Here is a 22554-nt window from a genome sequence, read left to right as displayed (position 1 = left end):
CTCAGCCCTTCATGTTCGAGACGTCTTCGACCGCGATCGTTCCGCGGTTGCGGAAGAAGCAGACGAGGATGGCGAGGCCGATGGCGGCCTCCGCGGCGGCGACGGTCAGAACGAACAGGGTGAAGACCTGCCCCACCAGATCCCCGAGGAAGGCCGAGAAGGCAACCAGGTTGATGTTCACCGCCAGCAGCATCAGCTCGATCGACATCAGAATGACGATCACGTTCTTGCGGTTCAGGAAAATCCCGAAGATGCCGATGACGAACAGCGCGGCGGCCACCGTCAGATAATGTTCCAGTCCGATCATGTGCCTACTCCCGTCCCTCGGGCGGCTGGCGCCCCGGTCCGCTGGCCCGTCCCGCGGGCCGCCTGCATCCAGTGTTCAAAACTCATTGCGCGGTCTCCGCATATGGGGTCCACGCGGCGCCGGCCTGCGGATAGACCGCGGCACAGGCGCAGGGTTCGGCCTGCGGCATCTCGATCCGCGTGTCCCGCCCGGTATGCGCGAGGTCGTCGGCCAGCCGGTCGAGGTCGAAGAAGATCGGATCGCGCTGCGCGTGACGCTCCAGCACCCGGGTGACCGCCGGGGTGCGGTCGAAGGGCAGGCGCGCGCGCATGCGTTCCTCCGCGGCGCGGGTGACCAGCGCGCGCCCCGTGGCGCATTCGGCCACGACATAGTCGCTGTAGGTGCCCTCCTGGGACCACCAGACCCGGTACATGACCCGGCCCGCGCTCAGGTCGCGATGCCCGTCCTCTCCGCCATGGGAGATATGGGTGGTCCGCGTGCACGCGTTCAGGTCCGGCGCGGCAGCGGATTTCGCCGCAGCCAGCAGCACAACCGCCGAGCCAGCGGCCAAAGTCAGGTATTGCGACACGCGCGTCATAGGCGTTCAGCGCTTCTTCCGGTTGAAATACCCGAAAGACGCCAGCACGCCGACGGCAATCGCCACCAGAATTGCAACAAGGTCACCGTCCATCATGTCCCTCCGGAGCCTTTTGGCTCCGTCTTCTTTATGGTCGTTTCATGGAGCGCCGACATGGACCGGCGCCCCGATCAGGCCAGGGCTAGAGCCCCTGCCCCGGCTTCACGTCCTTCAACTCCATCGCCTTGGCCGGGTCGCGCTGCATCTGGGCGACCACGTTCTGGCGCTTGATGCCCACGCGGTGGCGCAGGGTCAGCACGATCGCCCCGATCATCGCCACCAGCAGGATCAGCCCGGAGGCCTGGAAGAGAAGGATGTAATCGTCATAGATCAGCAGCCCGAGGGCGGCGGTGTTCTGCACCTCGTTGAGGTCCGGCGTCACCGCCCCACGCTGGGCAAGCGCCTCCTCGGAGAAGGTCCAGTTGCCGAACACCATGGCCAGTTGCATCAGCAGGACGATCCCGATCAGCGCGGCCATGGGGATATAGCTGGCCATTTCGGCCTTCAGTTCGGCGAAATCCACGTCGAGCATCATCACCACGAACAGGAACAGCACCGCGACCGCCCCCACATAGACGATGATCAGCAGCATCGCGACAAATTCCGCCCCCAGGAGCACGAAGAGCCCCGCCGAGGACAGGAACGCCAGGATCAGCCAGAGCACCGAATGGACCGGGTTGCGCGCCAGCGTCACGAAAAGCCCCGCCGTCACCACGGTGATCGCGAAAAGATAGAAGGTGATGTCGGCGACTGTCATGTGCGCCCCTCCGTTGCGACTGTCATTCGCTCCGCTCCTCGCCGGCCTCTTCGAGCACTTCGGTGGCCAGTTCCATGGCCTTGGTCATGGCGGGGATGCCGCTGAACATGGCCATCTGGCCGATGGTCTCGGCGATCTCCTGTTTCGTCGCCCCCGCCTCGACCGCATGGCGCACGGTCATGCGGATCTGCGCCTCGGCCTGCGCGCCGTGCACCGTCAGCCCGCCGAGCGTGAGCAGCAGCCGCGTCTTGGCATCGAGCCCGCCGGGATTGAAGGTCTGGCCCATCATGGCTTCCATGACCTCAGCGGGCACGGTCGGCCAGAGCTTCTCGAACCCCTTAGGGGTGAAATGCTCCAGCGCGGGGTTCATGGATTTCGCCCAGGCCTGGCTCTGTTCCATCAGCATGGCGAAGGGGTTGGCGTTATGATCACTCATCTGTACGGCGCGTCCAGTTCGAGGTTGCGGGCAATCTCGGCCTCCCAGCGTTCGCCGTTATCCAGCAGCTTCTCCTTGTCGTAGAAAAGCTCTTCGCGGGTCTCGGTAGCGAATTCGAAATTCGGCCCCTCGACGATGGCATCCACCGGGCAGGCTTCCTGGCAAAAGCCGCAATAGATGCACTTGGTCATGTCGATGTCATACCGCGTGGTCCGGCGTGAGCCGTCATCGCGCGGCTCGGCGTCGATGGTGATGGCCTGGGCCGGGCAGATCGCCTCGCACAGCTTGCAGGCGATGCAGCGCTCTTCCCCGTTGGGATAGCGCCGCAAGGCGTGCTCGCCCCGGAACCGCGGGGAGAGCGGGCCCTTTTCATGCGGATAGGCGAGGGTTGCCTTGGGCTTGAAGAAGTACTTCAGACCGAGCTTGAAGCCTGCAAAGAAGTCGAACAGCAGGAAGTACTTGGCCGCGCGGGTGTAGTCCATCTGTGCCATGTGTCAGCCTCCGATTGCCCAGCGGGCATAGGCCCCGCCGAAGAGTTCGAATTGTGCGGCGAATGCCACGAACACGACCCAGGCCAGGCTGAAGGGGAGGAACACTTTCCACCCCAGACGCATGAGCTGGTCGTAGCGGTACCGGGGCACGATGGCCTTGACCATCGCGAAGAGGAAGAAGAAGAACGCCATCTTGCCCACCATCCAGATCGGGCCGTCCGGCAGGAACGGGATCGGCGACAGCCAGCCACCGAAGAACAGCAGGGTGATCAGCGCGCACATCAGGAAGATCGCGATGTATTCCCCGGCCATGAAGAGCAGGAACGGCGTCGAGGAATATTCCACCTGGTAGCCCGCCACGAGCTCGGATTCCGCCTCCGGCAGGTCGAAGGGCGGGCGGTTCGTCTCGGCCAGCGCCGAGATGAAGAACAGGAACACCATGGGAAGGTGTGGCAGCCAGTACCAGCTGAAGAAGCCGAAATCGCCATCCTGGGCGGCCACGATCGCGCTGAAATTCATCGACCCGGTAGACAGGATCACGCCGATGATGATCAGGCCGATCGACACCTCGTAGGAGATCATCTGTGCGGCCGAGCGCAAGGAGCCCAGGAACGGGTATTTGGAGTTCGACGCCCAGCCCCCCATGATCACGCCGTAGACCTCCAGCGAGGAGACGGCGAAGACATAGAGGATCGCGACGTTGATATCGGCCAGAACCCAGCCGTCGTTGAATGGGATCACCGCCCAGGCAATCATCGCCAGCACGAAGGAGGTCATGGGCGCCAGCATGAAGACCGGCTTGTCGGCCCCGGCGGGCACGACCACTTCCTTGACCACGTATTTCAGGGCATCCGCCACGGTCTGCAACAGGCCGAAGGCGCCCACAACGTTCGGGCCCCGGCGCATCTGCACCGCCGCCCAGATCTTGCGGTCGCCGTAGACGAGAAACAGCAGCGAGACCATCACGAACCCCAGTACCGCGAGGCATTGGGCGATGATGAGCACGGCGATGCCCGGTCCTGTCGAAAAGAAATCAGCCATGTTTCCTCACATCGCCCTCTTGGTACGGACGGGGTCGGGGCTCCCGCCTGATGCCTGGTCTTTTTCGCGGATCGGGCCGGTCAAGTGGTGGTCCGATCCGGTGTCGCGCTCTGGCGCCGGTATACCGGTGTAAACCGCATCCCGGCTGCCTTTGCCACCTCCGAGCCGCGGGTTGTGCGCTCTTGTCGCGCACATGCGAACCGAGAGGGATTTCCCTGTGATCACAAACGCAATCCGCAGGGCGCGGGGCCGGGAATTCCCCGGCCCCGGCTGTTATTCTGCGGCCATCGCCGTGCTGCCGCGGGCCTTGGCGGCGGCACTCAACTCGCCCATCAGCGCACTGGCGCGGGCGATCGGGTTGGTCAGGTAGAAATCGCCGATCACACCGCGGAAATCGGCCTTGCCGAGCGTGCCCCTGGGCAGCGGCTGCCATTCGTTTTGCGGCACCGCGTCCACCTCTGCCAGGTGCGGGACATCCTTGACCAGCGCCTGGCGCAGTTGCGCGAGGCTGTCATAGGGCAGCGTAGCACCCAGTTCCGCCGAGAGCGCGCGCAGGATCGCCCAGTTCTCCTTGGCCTCGCCCGGTGCGAAATTGGCGCGCAGCGCCAGTTGCGGACGCCCTTCGGTGTTCACGAAGAGCCCCGGTTCCTCGGTATAGGCCGCCCCCGGCAGGATCACGTCGGCCCGGTGCGCGCCGCGATCCCCGTGGGAGCCCTGGTAGATCACGAAGGGCCCCGGCGCGATCTCGACCTCGTCGGCGCCGAGGTTGTAGACCACCTCTGCCTTCGACACGTCGTCCATGCCGTTCTCAGCGGTGCAGCCCGCATCCATCGCGCCCACGCGCCCGGCGGCGGTGTGCAGCACCAGCAGTTTCGAATTGTTCGCCTCGGCGAAGGCCATGACATGGCCCAGAACGGCAGCGCCATCGGCCTCGTTCAACGCGCCCTGCCCGACGATGATCAGGCTGTCCTTCTCGCGGGTTTCGTCGGAGACCCCCTTGTCGACCAGGGCCGCCAGCGCCGCGCGATCCGTGCCCATATGGGCGTAATCGTAGGTCAGATCAACGGCTTGACCGATCAGACCTACATCCGCACCGCCCGCCCAGGCCTTGCGGATGCGCGCGTTGAGCACCGGCGCCTCGACGCGGGGGTTGGTGCCCACCAGCAGGATCATCTCGGCCGTGTCGATCTCCTCGATCGCAGCGGTCCCGACATAGCCGGAGCGGTTGCCCGCGGGTAGCCTGGCGCCATCGGTCCGGCATTCGACCACACCGCCCTGCCCCTCGATCAACTGCCTGAGCGCATAGGCCGCCTCGACCGGGGCCAGGTCGCCCACGATCCCGGCGAGCGCCTTGCCCTTCATGGCCGTGGCCGCCGCCGAGAGCGCCTCTGGCCAGGACGCGGGACGCAGCTTGCCGTTCTCGCGGATATAGGGCTTGTCCAACCGCTGCCGCCGCAACCCGTCCCAGATGAAGCGGGTCTTGTCGGAAATCCATTCCTCGTTCACGCCGTCATGGTTGCGCGGCAGGATGCGCATGACTTCGCGCCCCTTGGTGTCCACGCGGATGCTCGAGCCGAGCGCGTCCATCACGTCGATGGTCTCGGTCTTGGTCAGCTCCCAGGGGCGCGCGGTGAAGGCGTAGGGTTTCGAGACAAGTGCACCCACCGGGCACAAGTCTATGATATTGCCCTGCAAATTGCTGTCGAGCGTCTGGTTGAGGTAACTCGTGATCTCGGCATCCTCGCCCCGGCCGGTCTGGCCCATCTGGGTGATCCCCGCCACCTCGGTGGTGAAGCGCACGCAGCGGGTGCAGGAGATGCAGCGCGTCATATGCGTGCCCACCAGCGGCCCGAGGTCGAGGTCCTCGACCGCGCGCTTGGGCTCGCGGAAGCGGCTGAAATCGACGCCATAGGCCATCGCCTGGTCCTGCAGGTCGCACTCGCCGCCCTGGTCGCAGATCGGGCAATCCAGCGGGTGATTGATGAGAAGGAACTCCATCACCCCCTCGCGGGCCTTCTTGACCATGGGCGAGTTGGTCTTCACAACCGGCGGCTGGCCCTCGGGCCCTGGCCGCAGATCGCGCACCTGCATCGCGCAGGAGGCCGCGGGCTTGGGCGGCCCGCCCACCACCTCGACCAGGCACATCCGGCAGTTGCCGGCGATGCTCAGCCGCTCGTGATAGCAAAACCGCGGGATTTCGATCCCCGCTTCCTCGCAGGCCTGGATCAGGGTCATCGCCCCGTCCACTTCCACTTCGATCCCGTCGATGACGACTTTGCGCAGATCAGACATCGGTTACTCCGCCGCTACGGGCGCGCAGCTGTGGTCCTTCCACAGGCGCGCCTCTTTCAGATATGACCAGCCGAAGGCGTGGTCGCTGTCTCCGTGGGTCTCGAGATGCGCAAGCCGCGCCAAAGCCTCGTCGAGGCTCGGGCGGTGGCCCGCGGGGACCCACCACATCACGAAATGCATCTCGCCAAGGGCCTCGAACCACTCGGCGCGACGCGCATAGAACTGCTTGTGGATCGTGCCCCAGACGAAGGTCTCCAGGCTCGCCACGTCCTCCCAGACGGTCAGGTTGGACACGTAGCGCGGATCGCCCTCGATCTTGGCATCCGTGTTGCCGGTGTCCGGCGCGCCAGAGCCTTCCATCATCCACACGAACCCGGGCATGCGCTTGCCCAGGCCGTTGATGCGGTCGAGATTCTCCATGAACTCCGCCACGCGCGGATCGTCCGTCTCGGCCACCAGCCGCCCGACATTGAGCTGCGCCAGGTGATGCCCGGCGGGCGCGTATGTCTGCGCCGCGCTCATGCGCCCACCGCCAGGAAGCGGCCGATGCCGGTGCGGGCCGCAGCCTCCCGCCGCGCGGCGGCGCAGAAGCTGTCGGGGTTGTCCGGCGTGATCGCGTTGCTCTGGTAATAGGCCGCGCGGTCCGCGGCGACCCGGGCCTCGGGCAGGGTCTCGCGCACGCGCTGGATATCCGCCGACGTATAGCCCTGCACCGACAGATCGCGCGTCGCTTCCTGCAGGATGGTGTCGGTCAGCCCCTCGTTCACCGAAACCCCGCCGCCGCATTCCGTCGCCAGGGTCCGCGCCATGGTCAGGTCGAAGGCCAGGGCATAAAGCTCCGGCGGCAATTCTGTCGGCAGCGCCGCCCGGTTGGGTGTCTCGGTCTCCGCCGTGGCCGGTGCCACGGGCGTCCCCGTGGAGACCGGGGCCGTGCAGCCCATCAACAGCCCCAGCACCGCAACTGCACCAGCGCCCCTCATCGCGGCGCCTCCAGCAGCAGCGACCCGATCAGGGTCTCGTCCGCGATCTCGGCGCTGGCGGCGTTGCAGACCGCCTCCGTCCCCTGCCCCTCGATCGGGTGCTTGGCCAGAAACGCCCGCCCCATCGCATCGAACACCGCGCTGGGATCCAGCATCTGCTCGAACGGCGTGGCCGTGTCGAACCCGTCCTCGGACAGCTGGGCCTCCAGCCGGGTCATCTGCTCCGACACCGCGCCGATATCGACGCCCACGGTGGCGCAGCCGGTGGCCAGCGCCTCGGCCATGGTCACGGCAAAGACCGCGTCGGTATAGTAGTCCGGCGCGGGCCTCAACTCCTGGCTGAACGCGGGGCCAGCCAGGAGGAGCGATATGACGGCGGCGCGGATCACTCGGCTGCCAAGGCCGCCGAAACGCGCCCGGTCTTCTGCGCCTTGATCCGGTCCTCGATCTCGTCGCGGAAGTTGCGGATCAGGCCCTGGATCGGCCAGGCCGCCGCATCGCCGAGCGCGCAGATCGTGTGGCCCTCGACCTGCTTGGTGACGTCGAACAGCATGTCGATCTCCTCGACCTCCGCCTCACCGCGCACCAGCCGGTCCATCACGCGCATCATCCAGCCCGTGCCTTCACGGCAGGGCGTGCACTGGCCGCAGCTTTCGTGCTTGTAGAACTTCGCCAGCCGCCAGATCGCCTTGATGATGTCGGTGGACTGATCCATCACGATCACCGCCGCCGTGCCGAGGCCGGAGCCCAGCTCGCCCCGCAGGTAGTCGAAATCCATGATCGCGTCGCGCATGTTCTCGCCGCGCACGCACGGCACGGATGAGCCGCCCGGGATCACCGCCTTGAGGTTGTCCCAGCCGCCGCGAATGCCGCCGCAATGTTTGTCGATCAACTCTTCGAACGAGATGCTCATGGCCTCCTCGACCACGCAGGGCTGGTTCACATGGCCCGAGATCGCGAAGAGCTTGGTGCCCGCGTTGTTGGGGCGCCCGAACTGCGCGAACCACTCGGCCCCGCGGCGCAGGATCGTCGGCACAACGGCGATGGATTCCACGTTGTTGACCGTGGTCGGGCAGCCATAGAGCCCCGCGCCCGCCGGGAAGGGCGGCTTCATGCGCGGCATGCCCTTCTTGCCCTCCAGGCTCTCGATCAGAGCGGTTTCCTCGCCGCAGATATAGGCGCCCGCCCCGTGGGTCAGGTAGAGGTCGAAATCCCAGCCGGAGCCGGCGGCGTTCTTGCCCAGAAGCCCCGCCTCGTAGGCCTCGTCGATCGCCGCCTGCAGCGCCTCGCGCTCGCGGATATACTCGCCGCGGATATAGATGTAGCTGGCATGGGCCCCCATCGCGAAGGACGCGATCAGGCAGCCCTCGATCAACGTGTGAGGATCATGGCGCATGATCTCCCGGTCCTTGCAGGTGCCCGGCTCGGATTCGTCGGCATTCACCACCAGGTAATGGGGCCGCCCGTCGCTTTCCTTGGGCATGAAGGACCACTTGAGCCCCGTGGGGAAGCCCGCGCCGCCCCGCCCGCGCAGACCACTGTCCTTCATGATCTTGACGATGTCGTCACGGCCCATCTGGATCAGCTTGTCGGTCCCGTCCCAGTGCCCGCGCTTGCGGGCTCCGGCCAGAGTGCGGTCATGCATCCCGTAGATATTGGTAAAGATCCGGTCCTGATCTTGCAGCATCTCTCACTCCTTCGCCTGGCGTGCCCGCCAGAGTCTGAACCCCACCACCAGCGCCCAGAAGAACGCTGCCAGTGCGGCAAAATCGAACAGGAAGACGAAACGGACCGGCAGGCCCATCTGTCCCCCTGCAAATTGCGCCCCGAGCCACAACACCATGGTCGCCGCCACCACGATGGCGGCGGTGCGGGCCTGCATCACGCGGGCCTGCTCCTGGGGATCGGGGCGCTGGGGCATGGTCAATAGACATCGCCCCCATCGACCCGCTTGGAGAACTCGGTCTCGCCGCCCTGGGCGAGCAGCTTGGCTTGCGCCACCCATTCATCGCGCGACGCCCGGCCCTTGAAACCTTCGAGGTTCTCGTCGACCCAGGCCAACTCCTGCTCCGACCAGCTAGCGACCTGGTCGAAATGGTAGAACCCCATCGAGTGCAGCATTTCTTCGAGCTTGGGACCGACGCCCTTGATCTTCTTGAGGTCGTCCGCCTTGCCATCGCGCGCGGCCGTCAGGGTCGCAGGCTTGGCCGCGTCCGTGCCAGCGTCATGCCCGGCACCGCTGGCATGGCCTGCCCCGCTGTCATAGCTCCAGCTGCCCTTGCGACCGGCCAACTCGGCCTCCCCGGCCAGCGCCGCACTCGGTTGCACCTTGGAGCGCACATCCGCCGGCACGGAGGGGGCGGGCTTGGGCGTGATCCCGGGCGTTGCGCCCTGCACGCGTTCGCGCGCCGCAGCCATCTCGGCCCGGATCTGCTCGGCGTTGTCTTTGGGCCGACCGGTCTCGCCACATACGGCAACCGCCAGCACGCCGCCCACGATCAGCCACGCGAGCACGCCCATGAACGCCCCTTGCAGGAACGACCACCCCACGACCATCAAACCAACCGTGGTCATGATGCCCAACAGGACACCAATCCCCCAGCACGTGATCGTGCAGGTCATGTCTTTGCGTTGTGTTGCCATACCGGTTCTCCCCCTAAATCAAGACGCTTTCAGTAAACGTCACCCTTTGTAACGCGGGAAGAAAATTCTGTCTCTCCTCCCGACGCAAGGGTTTTCGCCTGTGCGACCCACTCGTCCCGCGACGCCCGTCCCTTGAACCCCTCGAGGTTCTCGTCGACCCAGGCGAGTTCGGCGTCGGACCAGGCCGCGATCTGGTCGAAATGATAAATCCCCATGCTGTTCAGCAAGGTCTCGAGCTTGGGGCCCACGCCCTTGATCTTCTTGAGATCGTCCGCACCGCCCGCGCGGGCGCTCTCCAGCATCTTGGGCTTGGCGCCCTGCTGCGGGGCGGCGGCCCCGTACTTCCAGTTGCCCTTGCGCGTGGCCAACTCGGCCTGCCCAGGCAGAACGGCGGTCGGCGTGACCTTGGGCGCCTCGGCAGGGGTCTCTGCGGGCGCGACCGCCGGGTCGGGCGCGGCCTCGGCCGCAACGGATTTGGCCTCCGCCACCGGGGCGTCCTGGCGGTTCGCGGGCTTGGGCAGCGCGGCGTCCTTGCCGAGCCAGGGCGCCGTCAGCGGCACTTCGGAGCCATCAATCCGCTTGAGCGTATCGCCCAGGTCCACCGCCAAACGCGCGGAGGCGTTATAGGGATCCTTGCCGGCCTCGTACTCGGTCAGGCTTGTCAACCCGCCCGCAGGCTCCGAGGTGTAGCGGCCATTCTGCGGGCCGGGCACGGGCACCTCGCCCGCAGCCATCCGGTCCAGCAGCGCCGAGAAGCTCTCCACAGTCAGGTCCTCGTAGTAATCCTTGCCGATCTGGGCCATGGGCGCGTTGGCACAGGAACCGAGACACTCGACCTCTTCCCAGGAGAACTTGCCATCGGCGCTCAGCTGATGGGCGCGCGGCGCGATCTTCTCCTTGCAGACCGCGACCAGGTCCTCCGCCCCGCAGATCATGCAGGAGGTCGTGCCGCAAATCTGGATATGCGCCACGGATCCAACGGGTTGCAGCTGGAACATGAAGTAGAATGTCGCCACTTCCAGCGCCCGGATATAGGGCATGTCCAGCATGTCCGCGACGTATTCGATGGCGGGTTTGCTGAGCCAGCCTTCCTGTTCCTGCGCGCGCCACAGGATCGGAATGATCGCGCTGGCCTGTCGCCCCTCGGGAAACCTGGTCATCTGCGTCAGCGCCCAGGCCTCATTCTCGGGCGTGAACGCGAAATCCGCGGGTTGTTCGGCGTGAAGACGACGCAGCATCAGATCGTTTCCCTCAGTGGCGCAACCTGTTCGAGGATCAGCAGAAGCCGCTCGACCAGTTGCGGTAAATACGTCTCGATAAAGCTGCGCAATTCGGCGCGCAGCCAGATGGCCAAACCGGCCAGATAGGCGATCAGCAGGCCCGCAAGGGCGATCAGTCCGACGATCATGCCCAGCAGGGACGAACGTGATGCCTTCCCCGCCGCGGCACTTGCCCAGAAGGACAGACCGAAAACCGCCCCGAACCCGACCGCGATCCACATCATCCGCGATCTCCCCGGCACAGCGCCCCACGCGGGGCGCGCTGCGCACCCACCTTGCAGGCGGCGGGCCCGACAGGGGCGGTGATCGAAGGCAGGCACATGGTCGTTTCTTTCATTCTCTCGTTTCCCGGGGCGGGTGCGGTCACACCGCCGCCGACCCGAAGCTGCCCATGGCGACGAACAGCGCGATGGTGCCGATCACGGTCAGGGCGCCGCCCAGAACCAGCCGGCCCCGCTGGTGGTTGAGCGCGCCCATCACACCGACGACCAGCCCGACGCAGATCCCGATCAGCGATACGCCGAGCACAACCTGTGCAACCATCATGCTCATCGATCGATCTCCCCGAAAACCACGTCCATGGTGCCGATGATCGCGGCCACGTCCGCCAGCTGGTGACCCTTGGCCACATGGTCCATCGATTGCAGGTGCAGATACCCGGGCGCGCGGATCTTGGCGCGGTAGGGCCTGTTGGTGCCATCGGATTTCAGGAACACGCCGAACTCGCCCTTGGGCGCCTCGACCGCGGCATAGACCTCACCCGCGGGCACGTGGAACCCCTCGGTATAGAGCTTGAAGTGATGGATCAGCGCCTCCATCGAGGTCTTCATGTCCGCCCGCGACGGTGGGGTCAGCTTGCCGCGCGCCAGCACGTCGCCCTTGGTCTCGCGCAGCTTGACGATGGCCTGCTGGATGATCTTGAGGCTCTCGCGCATCTCCTGCATCCGCACGAGATAGCGATCGTAGCAGTCGCCGTTCTTGCCCACGGGGATCTGGAAGTCGAACTCGTCGTAGCATTCATAGGGCTGCGCGCGGCGCAGATCCCAGGCCAGGCCCGAGCCGCGCACCATCACGCCGGAATAGCCCCATTCGAGGATCTCCTCCTCGGTGACCACGCCAATGTCGCAATTGCGCTGCTTGAAGATCCGGTTTTCCGTGAGAAGCCCGTCGATATCGTCCATGACGGACGGGAATTCGTGGCTCCAGGCCTCGATATCGTCCAGCAGGTCCGGCGGCAGGTCCTGGTGCACGCCACCGGGCCGGAAATAGGCCGCGTGAAGCCGCGCGCCGCAGGCCCGCTCGTAGAACACCATGAGCTTCTCGCGCTCCTCGAAGCCCCAGAGCGGCGGGGTCAGCGCGCCCACGTCCATCGCTTGCGTGGTGATGTTCAGCAGATGGTTCAGGATGCGCCCGATCTCGCAATAGAGCACCCGGATCAGGGAGCCGCGCCGGGGCACGACCGTGCCGGTCAGCTTCTCGATGGCCAGGCACCAGGCGTGCTCCTGGTTCATCGGGGCGACGTAGTCGAGCCGGTCGAAATAGGGCAGGTTCTGCAGGTAGGTGCGGCTCTCCATCAGCTTTTCGGTGCCGCGGTGCAGAAGCCCGATATGGGGATCGCACCGCTCCACGATCTCGCCGTCCAGCTCCAGCACCAGCCGCAGCACCCCGTGGGCCGCCGGGTGCTGAGGCCCGAAGTTGATGTTGAAGTTGCGGATCTTCTGCTCGCCCGTGAGGGCATCGTCGAAATTCGTGCCGTCCATCATCGGTTACACTCCAACTTCTGCCGCGTGCCAGCCCGCAGGGATGCGGCCGATCAGGCGGTGTACATGGTCATATTGCGGCGCCAGCGCCTCGGCCGCGATGGCGCGGCGGCCCGGCTCCAGCGCGATGGGCGCGCTTGCATGCACCCGGGTCTCCAGCGGCGCGGGGCGCGACGCGATCCCGAGAAAGGCACAGATCCGCGCCACGGTCTCGGGGCGGAAAAGCTCTTCGTAAAAGCCCAGGAAGCGGTCCTTTTCGGGGATCGCCGACAGGATCCGCGTCAGCGGCCCCTCGTAGTCGCAGCGCTCCGCCAGGGCCTTCTCTTCACCCCGGGTCCAGCGGTCGAAGATCCAGTTGGCCCGGTCGGCGATGTCCTTCTCGGACCCGCCCTTCCAGCCCGCCATCATGCGGATGTTGGACCACAGCCGGTCGATGGGGTCGCGCAACAGATAGATGAATTTCGTCACCGGTCCGAGGGCGGCCATGGACCGCAGACGGTCCTCCGAGAGCAGCGCATAGGCCGGCGTGATATCCCCCACGACCCTCGCGCCCTTGCGCCCCTTTTTGAGGAAGGCGACATAGGCCTGGGGCCGCTCGACCCCCTGCCCCAGCAGGCCGAGATAGCGGTCGATCTCGGCCACTTCGAAACGCAGCCTGTCATGCTCGGCGCCCGAGGCGTCGCGCATCCGCGCCCGCAGACCCGCGCGCTTGTCGCAGAGCCCGTCGATCTGCTCCATTACCTGGTCGCGGTCGAGGGCGTCGAAGTAATGCAGCTCCTTGTGGGTCCAGAGATGCACCTCCGGGTGGCGCTCCAGATAGTACTGGAGCCAGCTCGTGCCCGCCTTCGTGGCACCGATCCCGAACAGGAGCGTGACATCGGCCATCGGCTCAGCCCTTGGCCTCTGCTTTGTCGTCGGTCTTCTCGTCGCCGGGCAGGATGTATTCCGCGCCTTCCCAGGGCGACATGAAGTCGAACTGACGGTATTCCTGCACCAGGTTCACCGGCTCATAGACGACGCGCTTCTTCTCCTCGTCATACCGCACCTCGGTGTAGCCCGTGGTCGGGAAGTCCTTGCGCAGCGGGTAGCCGCGAAACCCGTAATCCGTGAGGATCCGCCGCAGGTCGGGATGGCCCGAGAACAGGATGCCGAACATGTCGAACACCTCGCGCTCGAACCAGTTGGCCGACGGGTGTTCGGAGATGATCGAGGGCACGATGTCGTCCTCGCGCACCGGCACCCGGATGCGGATGCGGTGGTTCTGGTACATCGACAGGAAGTGGTAGACCACGTCGAAGCGTTGCGCGCGCTCGGGGTAGTCCACCGCCGTGATGTCGATCAGGGTGGAGAACTTGCAGGTCGCGTCCGTCTTGAGAAACGCCACCAACCCGACAATCGAATTCGGTGTTGCCACCACGGTCAGCTCGTCATGGGCGATCTCGGTCGAGATCACGCAATCGGGGCGTTTCATCTCGATATGAGCGGCCAGCTCCTGGAGGGCTGCGGTCATGGTCGTCTCTCCTGCGCGTCCGCGCATCTGTCGTCCTGCGCGCGGCACAGCACGCGCTCGTTCATACCGCGTCGCCGCGGCCAACGCGCGTCACCGCACGATCGTTCCGGTCCGGCGGATCTTGCGCTGCAACTGCAACAGACCGTAGAGCAGCGCCTCCGCTGTCGGCGGGCAGCCGGGGACATAGATGTCCACGGGCACCACGCGGTCGCAGCCGCGCACCACCGAATAGCTGTAATGGTAATAGCCCCCGCCATTGGCGCAGGACCCCATCGAGATCACGTAGCGCGGCTCGGGCATCTGGTCGTAGACCTTGCGCAGCGCGGGCGCCATCTTGTTGGTCAGCGTGCCTGCCACGATCATCACGTCCGACTGGCGCGGCGAGGCGCGCGGCGCGATCCCGAAGCGTTCGGCATCGTAGCGCGGCATCGAGGTGTGCATCATCTCGACCGCGCAGCAGGCCAGACCGAAGGTCATCCAGTGCAGCGAGCCGGTGCGCGCCCAGTTGATGATGTCCTCGGTCGAGGTCAGCAGAAAGCCCTTGTCCTGCAACTCGTTGTTGAGAAGTTGCGTCGCGTGCTCCTTGTCGGGGCCTGCGTCATAGGCTGCGGTGCTCACTCCCATTCGAGGGCTCCTTTTTTCCATTCATAGGCGAACCCGATCGTCAGGACCGCCAGGAAAACCATCATGCTCCAGAACCCGACGACTCCCACATCCTGGAACGCCACCGCCCAGGGGAAGAGGAACGCGACCTCCAGATCGAAGATGATGAAGAGAATCGCCACCAGGTAGAAGCGCACGTCGAACTTCATCCGCGCATCGTCGAAGGCGTTGAACCCGCACTCATAGGCCGACACCTTCTCGGGGTCCGGATTGCGCACCGCGAGGATCACCGCAGCGAGGATCAGGACAAGGCCCAATCCGATGGCAATCGCCAGGAAAACAAGGATCGGAAGGTATTCTCGAAGCAACTCTTCCACGTGGGGCTCCTTCCTGCGGCGCGCCGGGGCAGGCGCTCGTGGGCTCAGATCATGTCGGTCCGGTCGGGGCGGGTCTACCGTTGCATACTGAGCCGGTCAACAGAACCGCCTGCGGCAAACACGCCTCCGATTTGTCCCGAGTGTAAGACCCTTGCGGGCGGGTGCCAGAGACGGGGTGACGCAGGCGCCTCACCCGGCACCCTTCCCGCGCAGCGACCATAGCACAAAACCGAACTTGCGATACAGGTTTTACCGCGAACGGCGCGTCTCGCGTCCCTCTTGACGCAAACGGGGCGCATCAGGCAGGGTTTCCTTAATTTTCAGCCAATGAAGGATTACCCATGATCAAACGCTTTTTTCACGCTGCGCTCTGCGCTGCCCCATTGCTTGCGGCCCTTCCCGCCTCCGCCGCCACCGTGTTCGAGGCAAACCCCCTTGGGCCCGGCGGTTTCGACATTACGGCGACCGCGCCCTCTTCGATCGCACCTGCGTCGATCACCTATCTCGACACGGTGTTCGGCGGGGCGGCCCTCGTCATCAGCGGGAAAGAGAGCTTCTCCGGTGTGCTCGCCTCAGGCGGCGACATGGTCTCTCTGAGCTTCGAGGTCTATGAACCGAATACGCCGCAACTGCTCGAGGGGTGTAATGCGGTCTGCGAGGACAGCACCTTCACCCTGGCGCTGTTCGACGATGGCACGGAGGTGTTCTCGGCCAGTTTCAGCCCCACGGACAATACCGAACAACTTGTGGAATTCTCCGGACTGCCCGGGGTGATCTTCGACAAGTTCACGATCACCGAAACCGTCGGCGGCATAGACAACGAGTTCTTCGCAAATTTCGAAGCCGGTCTCGCGCCGATCCCCCTGCCCGCGCCGGCGCTGCTGTTGCTGGCGGGGCTCGGCGGGCTGGGGATGCTGCGCCGGAAGCGCTCGGCCCCGGCGCAGTCCTGACCTAGCGGCTCGCGGGCTGGCTGGCGCCCACCTGCGCCCCGGCGGCGGCGCCCAGCAAGGTGGCGGCGGTACGGCCGCTGCCACTGCCGATCTGGTTGCCCACTGCCGCCCCGGCCAGCGCGCCGGTGGCTGCATTGATGGTCTGGTTGTCACTGCAACCGGCGACGGCCCCGGCGCCGATCACGACGAGGCCCAAAACGAAACTGCGAGATAGGGTCATATATCCTGTCCTTTTACTGCACGCACTGCCTGTCCCGACAGCCTGCGTGAAAGGATGCGGCCGCAACCGCCGCAACGCAAGAGGTCTCGCGCGCGCCCAATGCGCAAGCGCGGTTTCCAGCCGGTTCCGCCCGGACAGATCAGGATGCCCATCGCGGTTTGCGCTTGTCGAAGAAGGCGGCGATCCCCTCGGCCGCCTCGTCGCTTTCCCACCTTTCGCGCAGCGCCGCCACGGTCGCGTCGATCTGCGCCTCGGTGACCGTGCCGCCCAGCTCCAGCGTCAGCGCCTTGGCCGCCGCCACCGCCCCCGGCGCCACCGCGAGATAGGGCGCCACCTCGGCCTCCACGGCGGCGTCCAACTCCGCCTCCGGCACCGCCCGCGCCAGAAGGCCCAGCCGGACCGCCTCGGCCCCATCGAAGAGCCGGGCCGACATGAACACCCGCCGCGCGCAGGCCTGGCCCATGCGCGCTACAACATAGGGCCCGATCGTCGCCGGGATCAGCCCGAGCCGCGTCTCGGTCAACCCGAACCGGGCGTCCTGCACCCCCACCGCCACGTCGCAGATCGCCATCAGCCCAACACCCCCGCCGAAGGCATGCCCCTGGATACGCCCGATCACCGGCTTGGGCAGCGTGTTCCACGCGCCCAGCATCTGCGCCAGGCTGCGCGCCTCCCGCGACCGGGTGTCGGGATCCGCCGCCATCTGCGCGCGCATCCAGCCCAGATCGCCACCGGCGCAGAAACTCCGCCCCGCCCCGGTCAGCACCACCACCCGGACCGCCGCATCCGCGGCAAGGCTCCGGGCGAGACCGTGCAACTCGGCGATCATCGCGGCATTCATGGCGTTGTGCTTGTCCGGGCGCGCCAGGGTGACCGTCACGACCCCGCGCCCGTCCCGCGCGACCTTTAGTGTCTCGAATCTCGTCATGCGCGCTCCTTTCGGCGCAGGGCCCGCGCCATTTCCGCCGCCCGGTCCAGCGCGTCGCGGTCGAGCCCGGTCTCGTAACCGGCCGCCGCCAGATGCGCCGCCACGGCCTCGGTCGCCACGTTGCCCGCCGCCCCGGGCGCATAGGGACAGCCCCCCAGCCCCCCGGCGGAGGCATCGAAGACCCGCAGCCCCGCGTCGAGTGCGGCATCGATATTGGCCAGGGCCCGCCCGGCGGTGTCGTGGAAATGCCCGGCCAGCTCCGCCGCGGGCAGCTCCGCCAGCACGGCCTCCAGCATCCGCGCCACCGCCCGAGGGGTCGCGCGCCCCAGCGTCTCGCCCAGCGAGACCTCGTAGCATCCCAGCGCCCGCAGGCGCGCGGCCACCCGCGCGACCGCCTCGGGCGGGGTCGGGCCGTCATAGGGGCACTCCGTCACGCAGGAAACATACCCCCGCACCGGCAGCGCGGCCTCCGCCGCCGCCGCGCAGATCGGCGCGAACCGCGCAAAGCTCTCGTCGATCGAACAGTTCAGATTGGCCTGCGAGAACCCCTCGCTCGCCGCCCCGAAGATCGCCACCTCGTCGGCCCGCGCGGCCAGGGCCGCCTCGAACCCGCGCAGGTTCGGGGCCAGCGCGCCGTACCGCACCCCCGGCGCGCGAACGATCCCGGCCAGCACCTCGGCGCTGTCGGCCATCTGCGGCACCCATTTCGGGCTGACGAAGCTCGCCACCTCGATCCGGCGGAAGCCGACGCGGCTCAGCGCATCGACCAGGGCGACCTTCCGCGCGGTCGCGATCACCCCCGGCTCGTTCTGCAAACCGTCGCGCGGGCCGACCTCGACGATCTCGACCGAGGCACTCATGGCGCATCCTCCAGCGGCGCATAGAAGTCGCGGTCATAGATGCCCGTTCCCGGCTCCGGCAGCGAGGCCAGGAACGCGGGCCGCTCGGCCATGCGCGCATACCAGTCCGCCAGCGCCGGAAACGGCTCCAGCGCCGCGAAATGCCGCCCCATGTAGACCGCCTGCCCGACGCTGACATCCGCCGCCGAAAACCCGCTTTCCAGAAGCGTGCGCGCCGCGAACCCCTTGGTCAGCCTGGCCTCCAGCGCGGCATAGCATTTCTCCAGCCGCCGCGCCTCCAGCCGGGTCAGGATCGGGGAGCGCATGGCGTCGTCGTAGAGCATCACATGCTGCTGGGTCAGGGCCGCCACATGGGCGCTGAGCGTCTCGGCGAAATGCACCAGGACCAGCCAGTCCATCCGCTCCATGCTGCCGGGGCTGCGGCCCAGCCCGTCGGGCGAGAACCGCTCGCACAGGTACTCGGTGATGGCGCCGGTCTCGACCATGACCTCGCCGTCGATCTCCAGGGCGGGCACCCGGCCCGCGGGCGACAGGGCCAGGAATTCCGGGCTGCGCAAGGTCTTGTCGAAGGGATAGATCCGGATTTCGGCGTCCAGCCCCAGCTCCTGGATGAGCCACAGGGTCCGCATGGACCGGGTCTGCGGGCAGTGATGCAGGCGGATCATTCGGCGGCCTCCTCCGGGCTCTCATCCGTGCGCTCGTTTGGGGTTTCGTCGGGGGCCAGCAGGATCAGCGGCGCTCCGGCGCTGACCTGTGCGCCCTCGGCCACCAGAACCTCCGACACCACCCCGTCCCGGCCCGCCGTCAGCGTATGCTCCATCTTCATCGCCTCCAGGATCGCGAGCCGCGCGCCCTGCGCCACGGTATCGCCGGGGGCGACGAACACCGCCTTCACCAGCCCCGGCATCGGCGCCTCCACATGGCCCGCCCCCGGTCCCGCCGCCCCGGCCCGGTGCAGCGGGTCGGGCGCGGTGAAGTGGTAATTGTTGCCCCAGAACACGCTGACGCCCGCGGCATGGACGACGATCCGCGCCGGTGTCGGTGCGCCGTCCACCCACCAGGCCCCGCCGCGCCGGGTGATCTCGTGGGTCGCCTCCCCGATGCCCACCCGGAAACTGCCGGCCCCGCGTGTCTCGATCCGGGCCTCGATCTCCGCCTCGCCGAACCGCAGCCCCTGCGCCTGCACCAGCGGCGCCCAGAGCGTGAACCCCGCCCCGTCCGGCCCCCCTTCATGGAGCCCCGCCGCCCCGAGCGCCGCCAGCGCGCGCGCCCGGCTGCACGGCACCGGCGCGGGCGACAGGGTCTCGACCTCCCGGTCGATCAGGCCGGTATCCACCTCGCCCGCAAAAAACCCGCCATGCCGCGCCAAGGCCCGCAGAAAGGCCAGGTTCGTCACCGACCCGGCCACCTCGCACCCCGCCAGCACCCGGTCGAGCTTGCGCAGGGCGCTTTGCCGCGTCGGGCCATGGACCACCAGCTTGGCGATCATCGGATCGTACCACGGGCTGATCTCGTCGCCCGCGCGCACCCCGGTTTCGATCCGCGCATCCGCCGGAAAGGCCAGATGGGTGAGCCGCCCGGTCGCAGGCAGAAAGCCCTTGGGCACGTCCTCCGCATAAAGCCGCGCCTCGAAGGCGTGCCCCCGCAAGGACAGATCCTCTTGCCGCGCGGGCAAAGGCTCCCCCGACGCCACGCGCAATTGCCATGCCACCAGGTCGACGCCGGTCACCGCCTCGGTCACCGGATGCTCCACCTGCAGGCGCGTGTTCATCTCCATGAACCAGAACCGATCCGGGCGCAGCCCGTCGCTGGCGTCCACGATGAACTCCACCGTGCCCGCCCCGGCATAGCCGATGGCCTCCGCCGCCCGCACCGCCGCCGCCCCCATGGCCGCGCGCATCTCCGGCGTCATGCCGGGGGCTGGCGCTTCCTCGATCACCTTCTGGTGACGCCGCTGGAGCGAACAGTCCCGCTCGAAGAGATGCACCGCCCGCGCACCATCCCCGAACACCTGCAGCTCGATATGGCGCGGCGTCGCCACGTATTTCTCCACCAGCACATGGTCATTGCCAAACGCGCCGCGCGCCTCGGCCCGGGCCGCCTCCAGCGCACCGGCGAACCCCTCCGGCCCCTCGACCCGGCGCATGCCCTTGCCGCCGCCGCCCGCCACGGCCTTGATCAGCACCGGATAACCGATCGCCTCGGCCTCCGCCGCCAGGCGCGCGGGGTCCTGATCCGCCCCCTGGTAGCCGGGCACAACCGGCACGCCCGCCTCCGCCATCAGCGCCTTGGCGGCATCCTTCAGGCCCATCGCCCGGATCGCCGCCGCCGACGGCCCGATGAAGACCAGCCCGGCGGCTTCCACCGCCTCCACGAAATCCGGGTTCTCCGACAGAAACCCATAGCCCGGATGGATCGCCTCCGCGCCTGTGGCCAGCGCCGCCGCGATGATCGCATCGCCGCGCAGATAGCTGTCCCGCGGCGCGGCCCCGCCGAGGTTCACCGCCATATCCGCCATGGCCACATGCCGCGCCCCGGCATCCACGTCGGAATGCACCGCCACGGTCTGCACCCCGAGCCGCCGACAGGTGTCGATGACGCGGCAGGCGATCTCGCCCCGGTTCGCGATCAGGATACGCTCAAACACCGGCCCATCCCTTCCTTGTTCCCCAAATACTCATCTCCCGGTCCCGCCGACCCTCGCCCACGCCTGCCACGCCCGCCGGCCGCGCAACGCAAAGAGAGGCGCGCGCGACCGTCACATCCGGAACACGCCGAAGCGCGTCTCCTCGATGGGCGCATTCAGCGCCGCGCGCAACGACAGCGACAGCACCGCGCGCGACTTGCGCGGGTCCACGATCCCGTCATCCCAGAGCCGCGCCGAGGCATAGAGCGGATGGGACTGCTCCTCGAACATCTCGATCGTGGGCTGCTTGAACGCGGCCTCCTCTTGCGCCGACCAGCTGCCGCCCTTGCGCTCGATGGCGTCGCGCTTCACCGTCGCCAACACCCCCGCCGCCTGCGCCCCGCCCATGACCGAGATCCGCGAGCTCGGCCAGGACCACATGAAGCGCGGCTGATAAGCTCTTCCCGCCATGCCATAATTCCCCGCCCCGAAGGAGCCGCCCACGACCATGGTGATCTTCGGCACCGCGGTCGTCGCCACCGCCGTTACCATCTTGGCCCCGTGGCGCGCGATGCCTTCGTTCTCGTACTGCCGCCCGACCATGAACCCGGTGATGTTCTGCAGGAAGACCAGCGGGATCTTGCGCTGGCTACACAGTTCCACGAAATGCGCGCCCTTCTGGGCGGCTTCGGAAAACAGCACCCCGTTATTGGCGACGATCCCCACCGGGCAGCCCTCGATATGGGCGAACCCGGTCACCAGCGTCTCGCCGAAGCGCGGCTTGAACGCATCGAAGCGCGAGCCATCCACGATCCGCGCGATCACCTCGTGAATATCGTAGGGAACGGAGAGGCTTGCAGGCACAAGCTCAAGTAATTCCTCAGGATCGTAAGCCGGGGCCTCCGGGCTCTGCCACACCACCGAAGAAGGTGCCGCCCGGTTCAGCGACGCCACCGCCTGCCGCGCCAGCGCCAGCGCATGGGCGTCATCCTCGGCCAGCGCATCGGCCACGCCCGACAGGCGGGTGTGCACATCGCCCCCGCCCAGATCCTCGGCGCTCACCACCTCGCCCGTGGCGGCCTTCACCAGGGGCGGCCCGGCCAGGAAAATCGTGCCCTGCGCCTTCACGATGATCGTCACGTCCGACATCGCGGGCACATAGGCACCCCCCGCCGTACACGACCCCATCACCACGGCGATCTGCGGAATGCCCGCCGCCGACATCCGCGCCTGATTGTAGAAGATCCGCCCGAAATGGTCCCGGTCGGGGAAAACCTCGTCCTGGTTGGGCAGGTTGGCGCCCCCGCTATCCACCAGGTAGATGCAGGGCAGATGGCATTCCGCCGCGATCTCCTGGGCGCGCAGGTGCTTTTTCACCGTGATCGGATAATAGGTGCCGCCCTTCACCGTGGCATCGTTGCACACGACCATCACGTCCTGGCCGTGCACGCGGCCCACCCCGGCAATCGCCCCGCCACAGGGCGCCGCCCCATCGTGGAGCCCGTGCCCCGCCGTCGCGCCCACTTCCAGAAACGGCGATCCGGGGTCGAGCAGGTTTGCCACCCGGTCCCGCGGCAGCATCTTGCCCCGGGCCACATGACGCGCGCGGGCCGCCTCTCCGCCGCCGGCCGCGGCCAGGGCTGCCACCTGCGACACCTGCGCAAGTGCAGCGAGATGGGCCGCGCGATTGGCCGCCCCCTCGGAGGTACCCGCAACCCAATTCGTGTTCAGTTTCATGTCACAAGCCCCGTATCTCGGATCGGTTTCGGGGTGGGTGCCATCATGCCGCAGGTGCGAAATCCGGCGGTTTGACCTGTATCAAAGTTGGCGCAATCCCCCGACGTCAGAAGAGGGCCCGAACCAAGAAGAGGGACAGA

The 22554-nt window shown here is 67.0% G+C and carries 28 protein-coding genes; 1 reads left to right on the top strand and 27 read right to left on the bottom strand.

Features of this window, described 5'->3' with window-relative positions; genetic code table 11:
• Nucleotide 1: 1 nt before the first annotated feature.
• The 21 genes from nuoK to PVW48_RS05305 all read right to left on the bottom strand — a co-directional run bounded on the left by nuoK (nucleotide 2) and on the right by PVW48_RS05305 (nucleotide 15093).
• Nucleotides 2-307: an NADH-quinone oxidoreductase subunit NuoK gene (gene nuoK, locus PVW48_RS05405; RefSeq protein ID WP_012177998.1), complete on the bottom strand. Its 306-nt coding sequence runs from the start codon at nucleotides 305-307 to the stop codon at nucleotides 2-4.
• A gap of 82 nt (nucleotides 308-389) precedes the next feature.
• Nucleotides 390-884: a hypothetical protein gene (locus tag PVW48_RS05400; protein ID WP_274580596.1), complete on the bottom strand. Its 495-nt coding sequence runs from the start codon at nucleotides 882-884 to the stop codon at nucleotides 390-392.
• Between the two features lie 181 nt (nucleotides 885-1065).
• The gene (locus PVW48_RS05395; RefSeq protein ID WP_012177996.1) at nucleotides 1066-1680 is read right to left on the bottom strand and encodes an NADH-quinone oxidoreductase subunit J; all 615 of its coding nucleotides are present in this window, start codon (nucleotides 1678-1680) and stop codon (nucleotides 1066-1068) included.
• A 22-nt stretch (nucleotides 1681-1702) separates the two neighbouring features.
• Entirely contained in the window at nucleotides 1703-2116 is a 414-nt protein-coding gene (locus PVW48_RS05390; RefSeq protein ID WP_274580595.1) for a carboxymuconolactone decarboxylase family protein, read from the bottom strand.
• Nucleotides 2113-2607 (bottom strand): NADH-quinone oxidoreductase subunit NuoI, encoded by a 495-nt coding sequence (gene nuoI / locus PVW48_RS05385; RefSeq protein WP_012177994.1) that lies wholly within the window; start codon nucleotides 2605-2607, stop codon nucleotides 2113-2115. The genes PVW48_RS05390 and nuoI overlap by 4 nt, the downstream gene beginning before the upstream one ends.
• Before the next feature lie 3 nt (nucleotides 2608-2610).
• The gene (nuoH, locus tag PVW48_RS05380) at nucleotides 2611-3648 is read right to left on the bottom strand and encodes an NADH-quinone oxidoreductase subunit NuoH (protein ID WP_012177993.1); all 1038 of its coding nucleotides are present in this window, start codon (nucleotides 3646-3648) and stop codon (nucleotides 2611-2613) included.
• A 273-nt stretch (nucleotides 3649-3921) separates the two neighbouring features.
• Nucleotides 3922-5940 carry an NADH-quinone oxidoreductase subunit NuoG gene (gene nuoG, locus PVW48_RS05375; RefSeq protein ID WP_274580594.1) on the bottom strand — a complete coding sequence of 673 codons (2019 nt, stop codon included), beginning with the start codon at nucleotides 5938-5940 and terminating at the stop codon, nucleotides 3922-3924.
• Between the two features lie 3 nt (nucleotides 5941-5943).
• Nucleotides 5944-6462, bottom strand: coding sequence for a DUF3291 domain-containing protein (locus PVW48_RS05370; RefSeq protein WP_274580593.1), 519 nt, complete (start codon nucleotides 6460-6462; stop codon nucleotides 5944-5946).
• A complete protein-coding gene (locus PVW48_RS05365; RefSeq protein WP_274580592.1) occupies nucleotides 6459-6920 on the bottom strand; it encodes a DUF5333 family protein in 462 nt (153 codons plus the stop codon). The genes PVW48_RS05370 and PVW48_RS05365 overlap by 4 nt, the downstream gene beginning before the upstream one ends.
• The gene (locus tag PVW48_RS05360) at nucleotides 6917-7252 is read right to left on the bottom strand and encodes a DUF5333 family protein (protein WP_274580591.1); all 336 of its coding nucleotides are present in this window, start codon (nucleotides 7250-7252) and stop codon (nucleotides 6917-6919) included. The genes PVW48_RS05365 and PVW48_RS05360 overlap by 4 nt, the downstream gene beginning before the upstream one ends.
• A 53-nt stretch (nucleotides 7253-7305) precedes the next feature.
• A complete protein-coding gene (nuoF, locus tag PVW48_RS05355; protein ID WP_274580590.1) occupies nucleotides 7306-8607 on the bottom strand; it encodes an NADH-quinone oxidoreductase subunit NuoF in 1302 nt (433 codons plus the stop codon).
• Nucleotides 8608-8610: 3 nt separating this feature from the next.
• The gene (locus PVW48_RS05350; protein ID WP_274580589.1) at nucleotides 8611-8841 is read right to left on the bottom strand and encodes a DUF5337 family protein; all 231 of its coding nucleotides are present in this window, start codon (nucleotides 8839-8841) and stop codon (nucleotides 8611-8613) included.
• Nucleotides 8842-8843: 2 nt separating this feature from the next.
• Complete coding sequence (locus PVW48_RS05345) at nucleotides 8844-9563, bottom strand: endonuclease (RefSeq protein ID WP_274580588.1); 720 nt, start codon at nucleotides 9561-9563, stop codon at nucleotides 8844-8846.
• A gap of 29 nt (nucleotides 9564-9592) precedes the next feature.
• A complete protein-coding gene (locus PVW48_RS05340; RefSeq protein WP_274580587.1) occupies nucleotides 9593-10801 on the bottom strand; it encodes an NADH-quinone oxidoreductase subunit E in 1209 nt (402 codons plus the stop codon).
• Entirely contained in the window at nucleotides 10801-11067 is a 267-nt protein-coding gene (locus PVW48_RS05335; protein WP_274580586.1) for a hypothetical protein, read from the bottom strand. The genes PVW48_RS05340 and PVW48_RS05335 overlap by 1 nt, the downstream gene beginning before the upstream one ends.
• A gap of 139 nt (nucleotides 11068-11206) precedes the next feature.
• Nucleotides 11207-11395, bottom strand: coding sequence for a hypothetical protein (locus PVW48_RS05330; protein WP_012177984.1), 189 nt, complete (start codon nucleotides 11393-11395; stop codon nucleotides 11207-11209).
• Complete coding sequence (locus PVW48_RS05325) at nucleotides 11392-12603, bottom strand: NADH-quinone oxidoreductase subunit D (protein ID WP_203426326.1); 1212 nt, start codon at nucleotides 12601-12603, stop codon at nucleotides 11392-11394. The genes PVW48_RS05330 and PVW48_RS05325 overlap by 4 nt, the downstream gene beginning before the upstream one ends.
• A 6-nt stretch (nucleotides 12604-12609) precedes the next feature.
• Nucleotides 12610-13488: a sulfotransferase family protein gene (locus tag PVW48_RS05320; protein WP_274580585.1), complete on the bottom strand. Its 879-nt coding sequence runs from the start codon at nucleotides 13486-13488 to the stop codon at nucleotides 12610-12612.
• Between the two features lie 4 nt (nucleotides 13489-13492).
• Nucleotides 13493-14113 (bottom strand): NADH-quinone oxidoreductase subunit C, encoded by a 621-nt coding sequence (locus tag PVW48_RS05315; protein WP_044027659.1) that lies wholly within the window; start codon nucleotides 14111-14113, stop codon nucleotides 13493-13495.
• A gap of 90 nt (nucleotides 14114-14203) precedes the next feature.
• Nucleotides 14204-14737, bottom strand: a complete 534-nt coding sequence (locus tag PVW48_RS05310) for a NuoB/complex I 20 kDa subunit family protein (RefSeq protein ID WP_012177980.1) — start codon at nucleotides 14735-14737, stop codon at nucleotides 14204-14206.
• Nucleotides 14728-15093, bottom strand: a complete 366-nt coding sequence (locus PVW48_RS05305; protein WP_012177979.1) for an NADH-quinone oxidoreductase subunit A — start codon at nucleotides 15091-15093, stop codon at nucleotides 14728-14730. The genes PVW48_RS05310 and PVW48_RS05305 overlap by 10 nt, the downstream gene beginning before the upstream one ends.
• 341 nt (nucleotides 15094-15434) lie before the next feature.
• Between PVW48_RS05305 and PVW48_RS05300 the strand changes: the two genes are divergently transcribed.
• Nucleotides 15435-16043, top strand: a complete 609-nt coding sequence (locus PVW48_RS05300) for a VPLPA-CTERM sorting domain-containing protein (RefSeq protein WP_274580584.1) — start codon at nucleotides 15435-15437, stop codon at nucleotides 16041-16043.
• A 1-nt stretch (nucleotide 16044) separates the two neighbouring features.
• On the opposite strand, the gene PVW48_RS05295 is transcribed toward PVW48_RS05300, so the two are convergent.
• From PVW48_RS05295 to PVW48_RS05270, 6 genes are all read right to left on the bottom strand, one after another.
• Nucleotides 16045-16263, bottom strand: a complete 219-nt coding sequence (locus tag PVW48_RS05295; RefSeq protein WP_012177977.1) for a glycine zipper 2TM domain-containing protein — start codon at nucleotides 16261-16263, stop codon at nucleotides 16045-16047.
• 139 nt (nucleotides 16264-16402) lie between these two features.
• The gene (locus tag PVW48_RS05290; RefSeq protein ID WP_274580583.1) at nucleotides 16403-17191 is read right to left on the bottom strand and encodes a crotonase/enoyl-CoA hydratase family protein; all 789 of its coding nucleotides are present in this window, start codon (nucleotides 17189-17191) and stop codon (nucleotides 16403-16405) included.
• Nucleotides 17188-18051 carry a hydroxymethylglutaryl-CoA lyase gene (locus tag PVW48_RS05285; RefSeq protein ID WP_274580582.1) on the bottom strand — a complete coding sequence of 288 codons (864 nt, stop codon included), beginning with the start codon at nucleotides 18049-18051 and terminating at the stop codon, nucleotides 17188-17190. The genes PVW48_RS05290 and PVW48_RS05285 overlap by 4 nt, the downstream gene beginning before the upstream one ends.
• On the bottom strand, nucleotides 18048-18716 hold the full coding sequence (locus PVW48_RS05280; RefSeq protein WP_274580581.1) for a glutathione S-transferase family protein: 669 nt from the start codon (nucleotides 18714-18716) through the stop codon (nucleotides 18048-18050). The genes PVW48_RS05285 and PVW48_RS05280 overlap by 4 nt, the downstream gene beginning before the upstream one ends.
• On the bottom strand, nucleotides 18713-20698 hold the full coding sequence (locus PVW48_RS05275; RefSeq protein WP_274580580.1) for an ATP-binding protein: 1986 nt from the start codon (nucleotides 20696-20698) through the stop codon (nucleotides 18713-18715). The genes PVW48_RS05280 and PVW48_RS05275 overlap by 4 nt, the downstream gene beginning before the upstream one ends.
• Before the next feature lie 111 nt (nucleotides 20699-20809).
• Nucleotides 20810-22414 carry a carboxyl transferase domain-containing protein gene (locus PVW48_RS05270; RefSeq protein WP_274580579.1) on the bottom strand — a complete coding sequence of 535 codons (1605 nt, stop codon included), beginning with the start codon at nucleotides 22412-22414 and terminating at the stop codon, nucleotides 20810-20812.
• Nucleotides 22415-22554 lie beyond the last annotated feature (140 nt).

The organism is Dinoroseobacter sp. PD6 (assembly GCF_028807315.1).
Classification (GTDB): domain Bacteria; phylum Pseudomonadota; class Alphaproteobacteria; order Rhodobacterales; family Rhodobacteraceae; genus Dinoroseobacter; species Dinoroseobacter shibae.
This window is presented reverse-complemented; position numbering and strand designations above follow the sequence as displayed.

What these genes read in the sequence shown, in the direction of transcription:
- nuoK (WP_012177998.1), bottom strand. Translation starts at nt 307, where the DNA reads ATGATCGGACTGGAACATTATCTGACGGTGGCCGCCGCGCTGTTCGTC.
- PVW48_RS05400 (WP_274580596.1), bottom strand. Translation starts at nt 884, where the DNA reads ATGACGCGCGTGTCGCAATACCTGACTTTGGCCGCTGGCTCGGCGGTT.
- PVW48_RS05395 (WP_012177996.1), bottom strand. Translation starts at nt 1,680, where the DNA reads ATGACAGTCGCCGACATCACCTTCTATCTTTTCGCGATCACCGTGGTG.
- PVW48_RS05390 (WP_274580595.1), bottom strand. Translation starts at nt 2,116, where the DNA reads ATGAGTGATCATAACGCCAACCCCTTCGCCATGCTGATGGAACAGAGC.
- nuoI (WP_012177994.1), bottom strand. Translation starts at nt 2,607, where the DNA reads ATGGCACAGATGGACTACACCCGCGCGGCCAAGTACTTCCTGCTGTTC.
- nuoH (WP_012177993.1), bottom strand. Translation starts at nt 3,648, where the DNA reads ATGGCTGATTTCTTTTCGACAGGACCGGGCATCGCCGTGCTCATCATC.
- nuoG (WP_274580594.1), bottom strand. Translation starts at nt 5,940, where the DNA reads ATGTCTGATCTGCGCAAAGTCGTCATCGACGGGATCGAAGTGGAAGTG.
- PVW48_RS05370 (WP_274580593.1), bottom strand. Translation starts at nt 6,462, where the DNA reads ATGAGCGCGGCGCAGACATACGCGCCCGCCGGGCATCACCTGGCGCAG.
- PVW48_RS05365 (WP_274580592.1), bottom strand. Translation starts at nt 6,920, where the DNA reads ATGAGGGGCGCTGGTGCAGTTGCGGTGCTGGGGCTGTTGATGGGCTGC.
- nuoF (WP_274580590.1), bottom strand. Translation starts at nt 8,607, where the DNA reads ATGCTGCAAGATCAGGACCGGATCTTTACCAATATCTACGGGATGCAT.
- PVW48_RS05350 (WP_274580589.1), bottom strand. Translation starts at nt 8,841, where the DNA reads ATGCCCCAGCGCCCCGATCCCCAGGAGCAGGCCCGCGTGATGCAGGCC.
- PVW48_RS05345 (WP_274580588.1), bottom strand. Translation starts at nt 9,563, where the DNA reads ATGGCAACACAACGCAAAGACATGACCTGCACGATCACGTGCTGGGGG.
- PVW48_RS05340 (WP_274580587.1), bottom strand. Translation starts at nt 10,801, where the DNA reads ATGCTGCGTCGTCTTCACGCCGAACAACCCGCGGATTTCGCGTTCACG.
- PVW48_RS05335 (WP_274580586.1), bottom strand. Translation starts at nt 11,067, where the DNA reads ATGATGTGGATCGCGGTCGGGTTCGGGGCGGTTTTCGGTCTGTCCTTC.
- PVW48_RS05330 (WP_012177984.1), bottom strand. Translation starts at nt 11,395, where the DNA reads ATGAGCATGATGGTTGCACAGGTTGTGCTCGGCGTATCGCTGATCGGG.
- PVW48_RS05325 (WP_203426326.1), bottom strand. Translation starts at nt 12,603, where the DNA reads ATGGACGGCACGAATTTCGACGATGCCCTCACGGGCGAGCAGAAGATC.
- PVW48_RS05320 (WP_274580585.1), bottom strand. Translation starts at nt 13,488, where the DNA reads ATGGCCGATGTCACGCTCCTGTTCGGGATCGGTGCCACGAAGGCGGGC.
- PVW48_RS05315 (WP_044027659.1), bottom strand. Translation starts at nt 14,113, where the DNA reads ATGACCGCAGCCCTCCAGGAGCTGGCCGCTCATATCGAGATGAAACGC.
- PVW48_RS05310 (WP_012177980.1), bottom strand. Translation starts at nt 14,737, where the DNA reads ATGGGAGTGAGCACCGCAGCCTATGACGCAGGCCCCGACAAGGAGCAC.
- PVW48_RS05300 (WP_274580584.1), top strand. Translation starts at nt 15,435, where the DNA reads ATGATCAAACGCTTTTTTCACGCTGCGCTCTGCGCTGCCCCATTGCTT.
- PVW48_RS05295 (WP_012177977.1), bottom strand. Translation starts at nt 16,263, where the DNA reads ATGACCCTATCTCGCAGTTTCGTTTTGGGCCTCGTCGTGATCGGCGCC.
- PVW48_RS05290 (WP_274580583.1), bottom strand. Translation starts at nt 17,191, where the DNA reads ATGACGAGATTCGAGACACTAAAGGTCGCGCGGGACGGGCGCGGGGTC.
- PVW48_RS05285 (WP_274580582.1), bottom strand. Translation starts at nt 18,051, where the DNA reads ATGAGTGCCTCGGTCGAGATCGTCGAGGTCGGCCCGCGCGACGGTTTG.
- PVW48_RS05280 (WP_274580581.1), bottom strand. Translation starts at nt 18,716, where the DNA reads ATGATCCGCCTGCATCACTGCCCGCAGACCCGGTCCATGCGGACCCTG.
- PVW48_RS05270 (WP_274580579.1), bottom strand. Translation starts at nt 22,414, where the DNA reads ATGAAACTGAACACGAATTGGGTTGCGGGTACCTCCGAGGGGGCGGCC.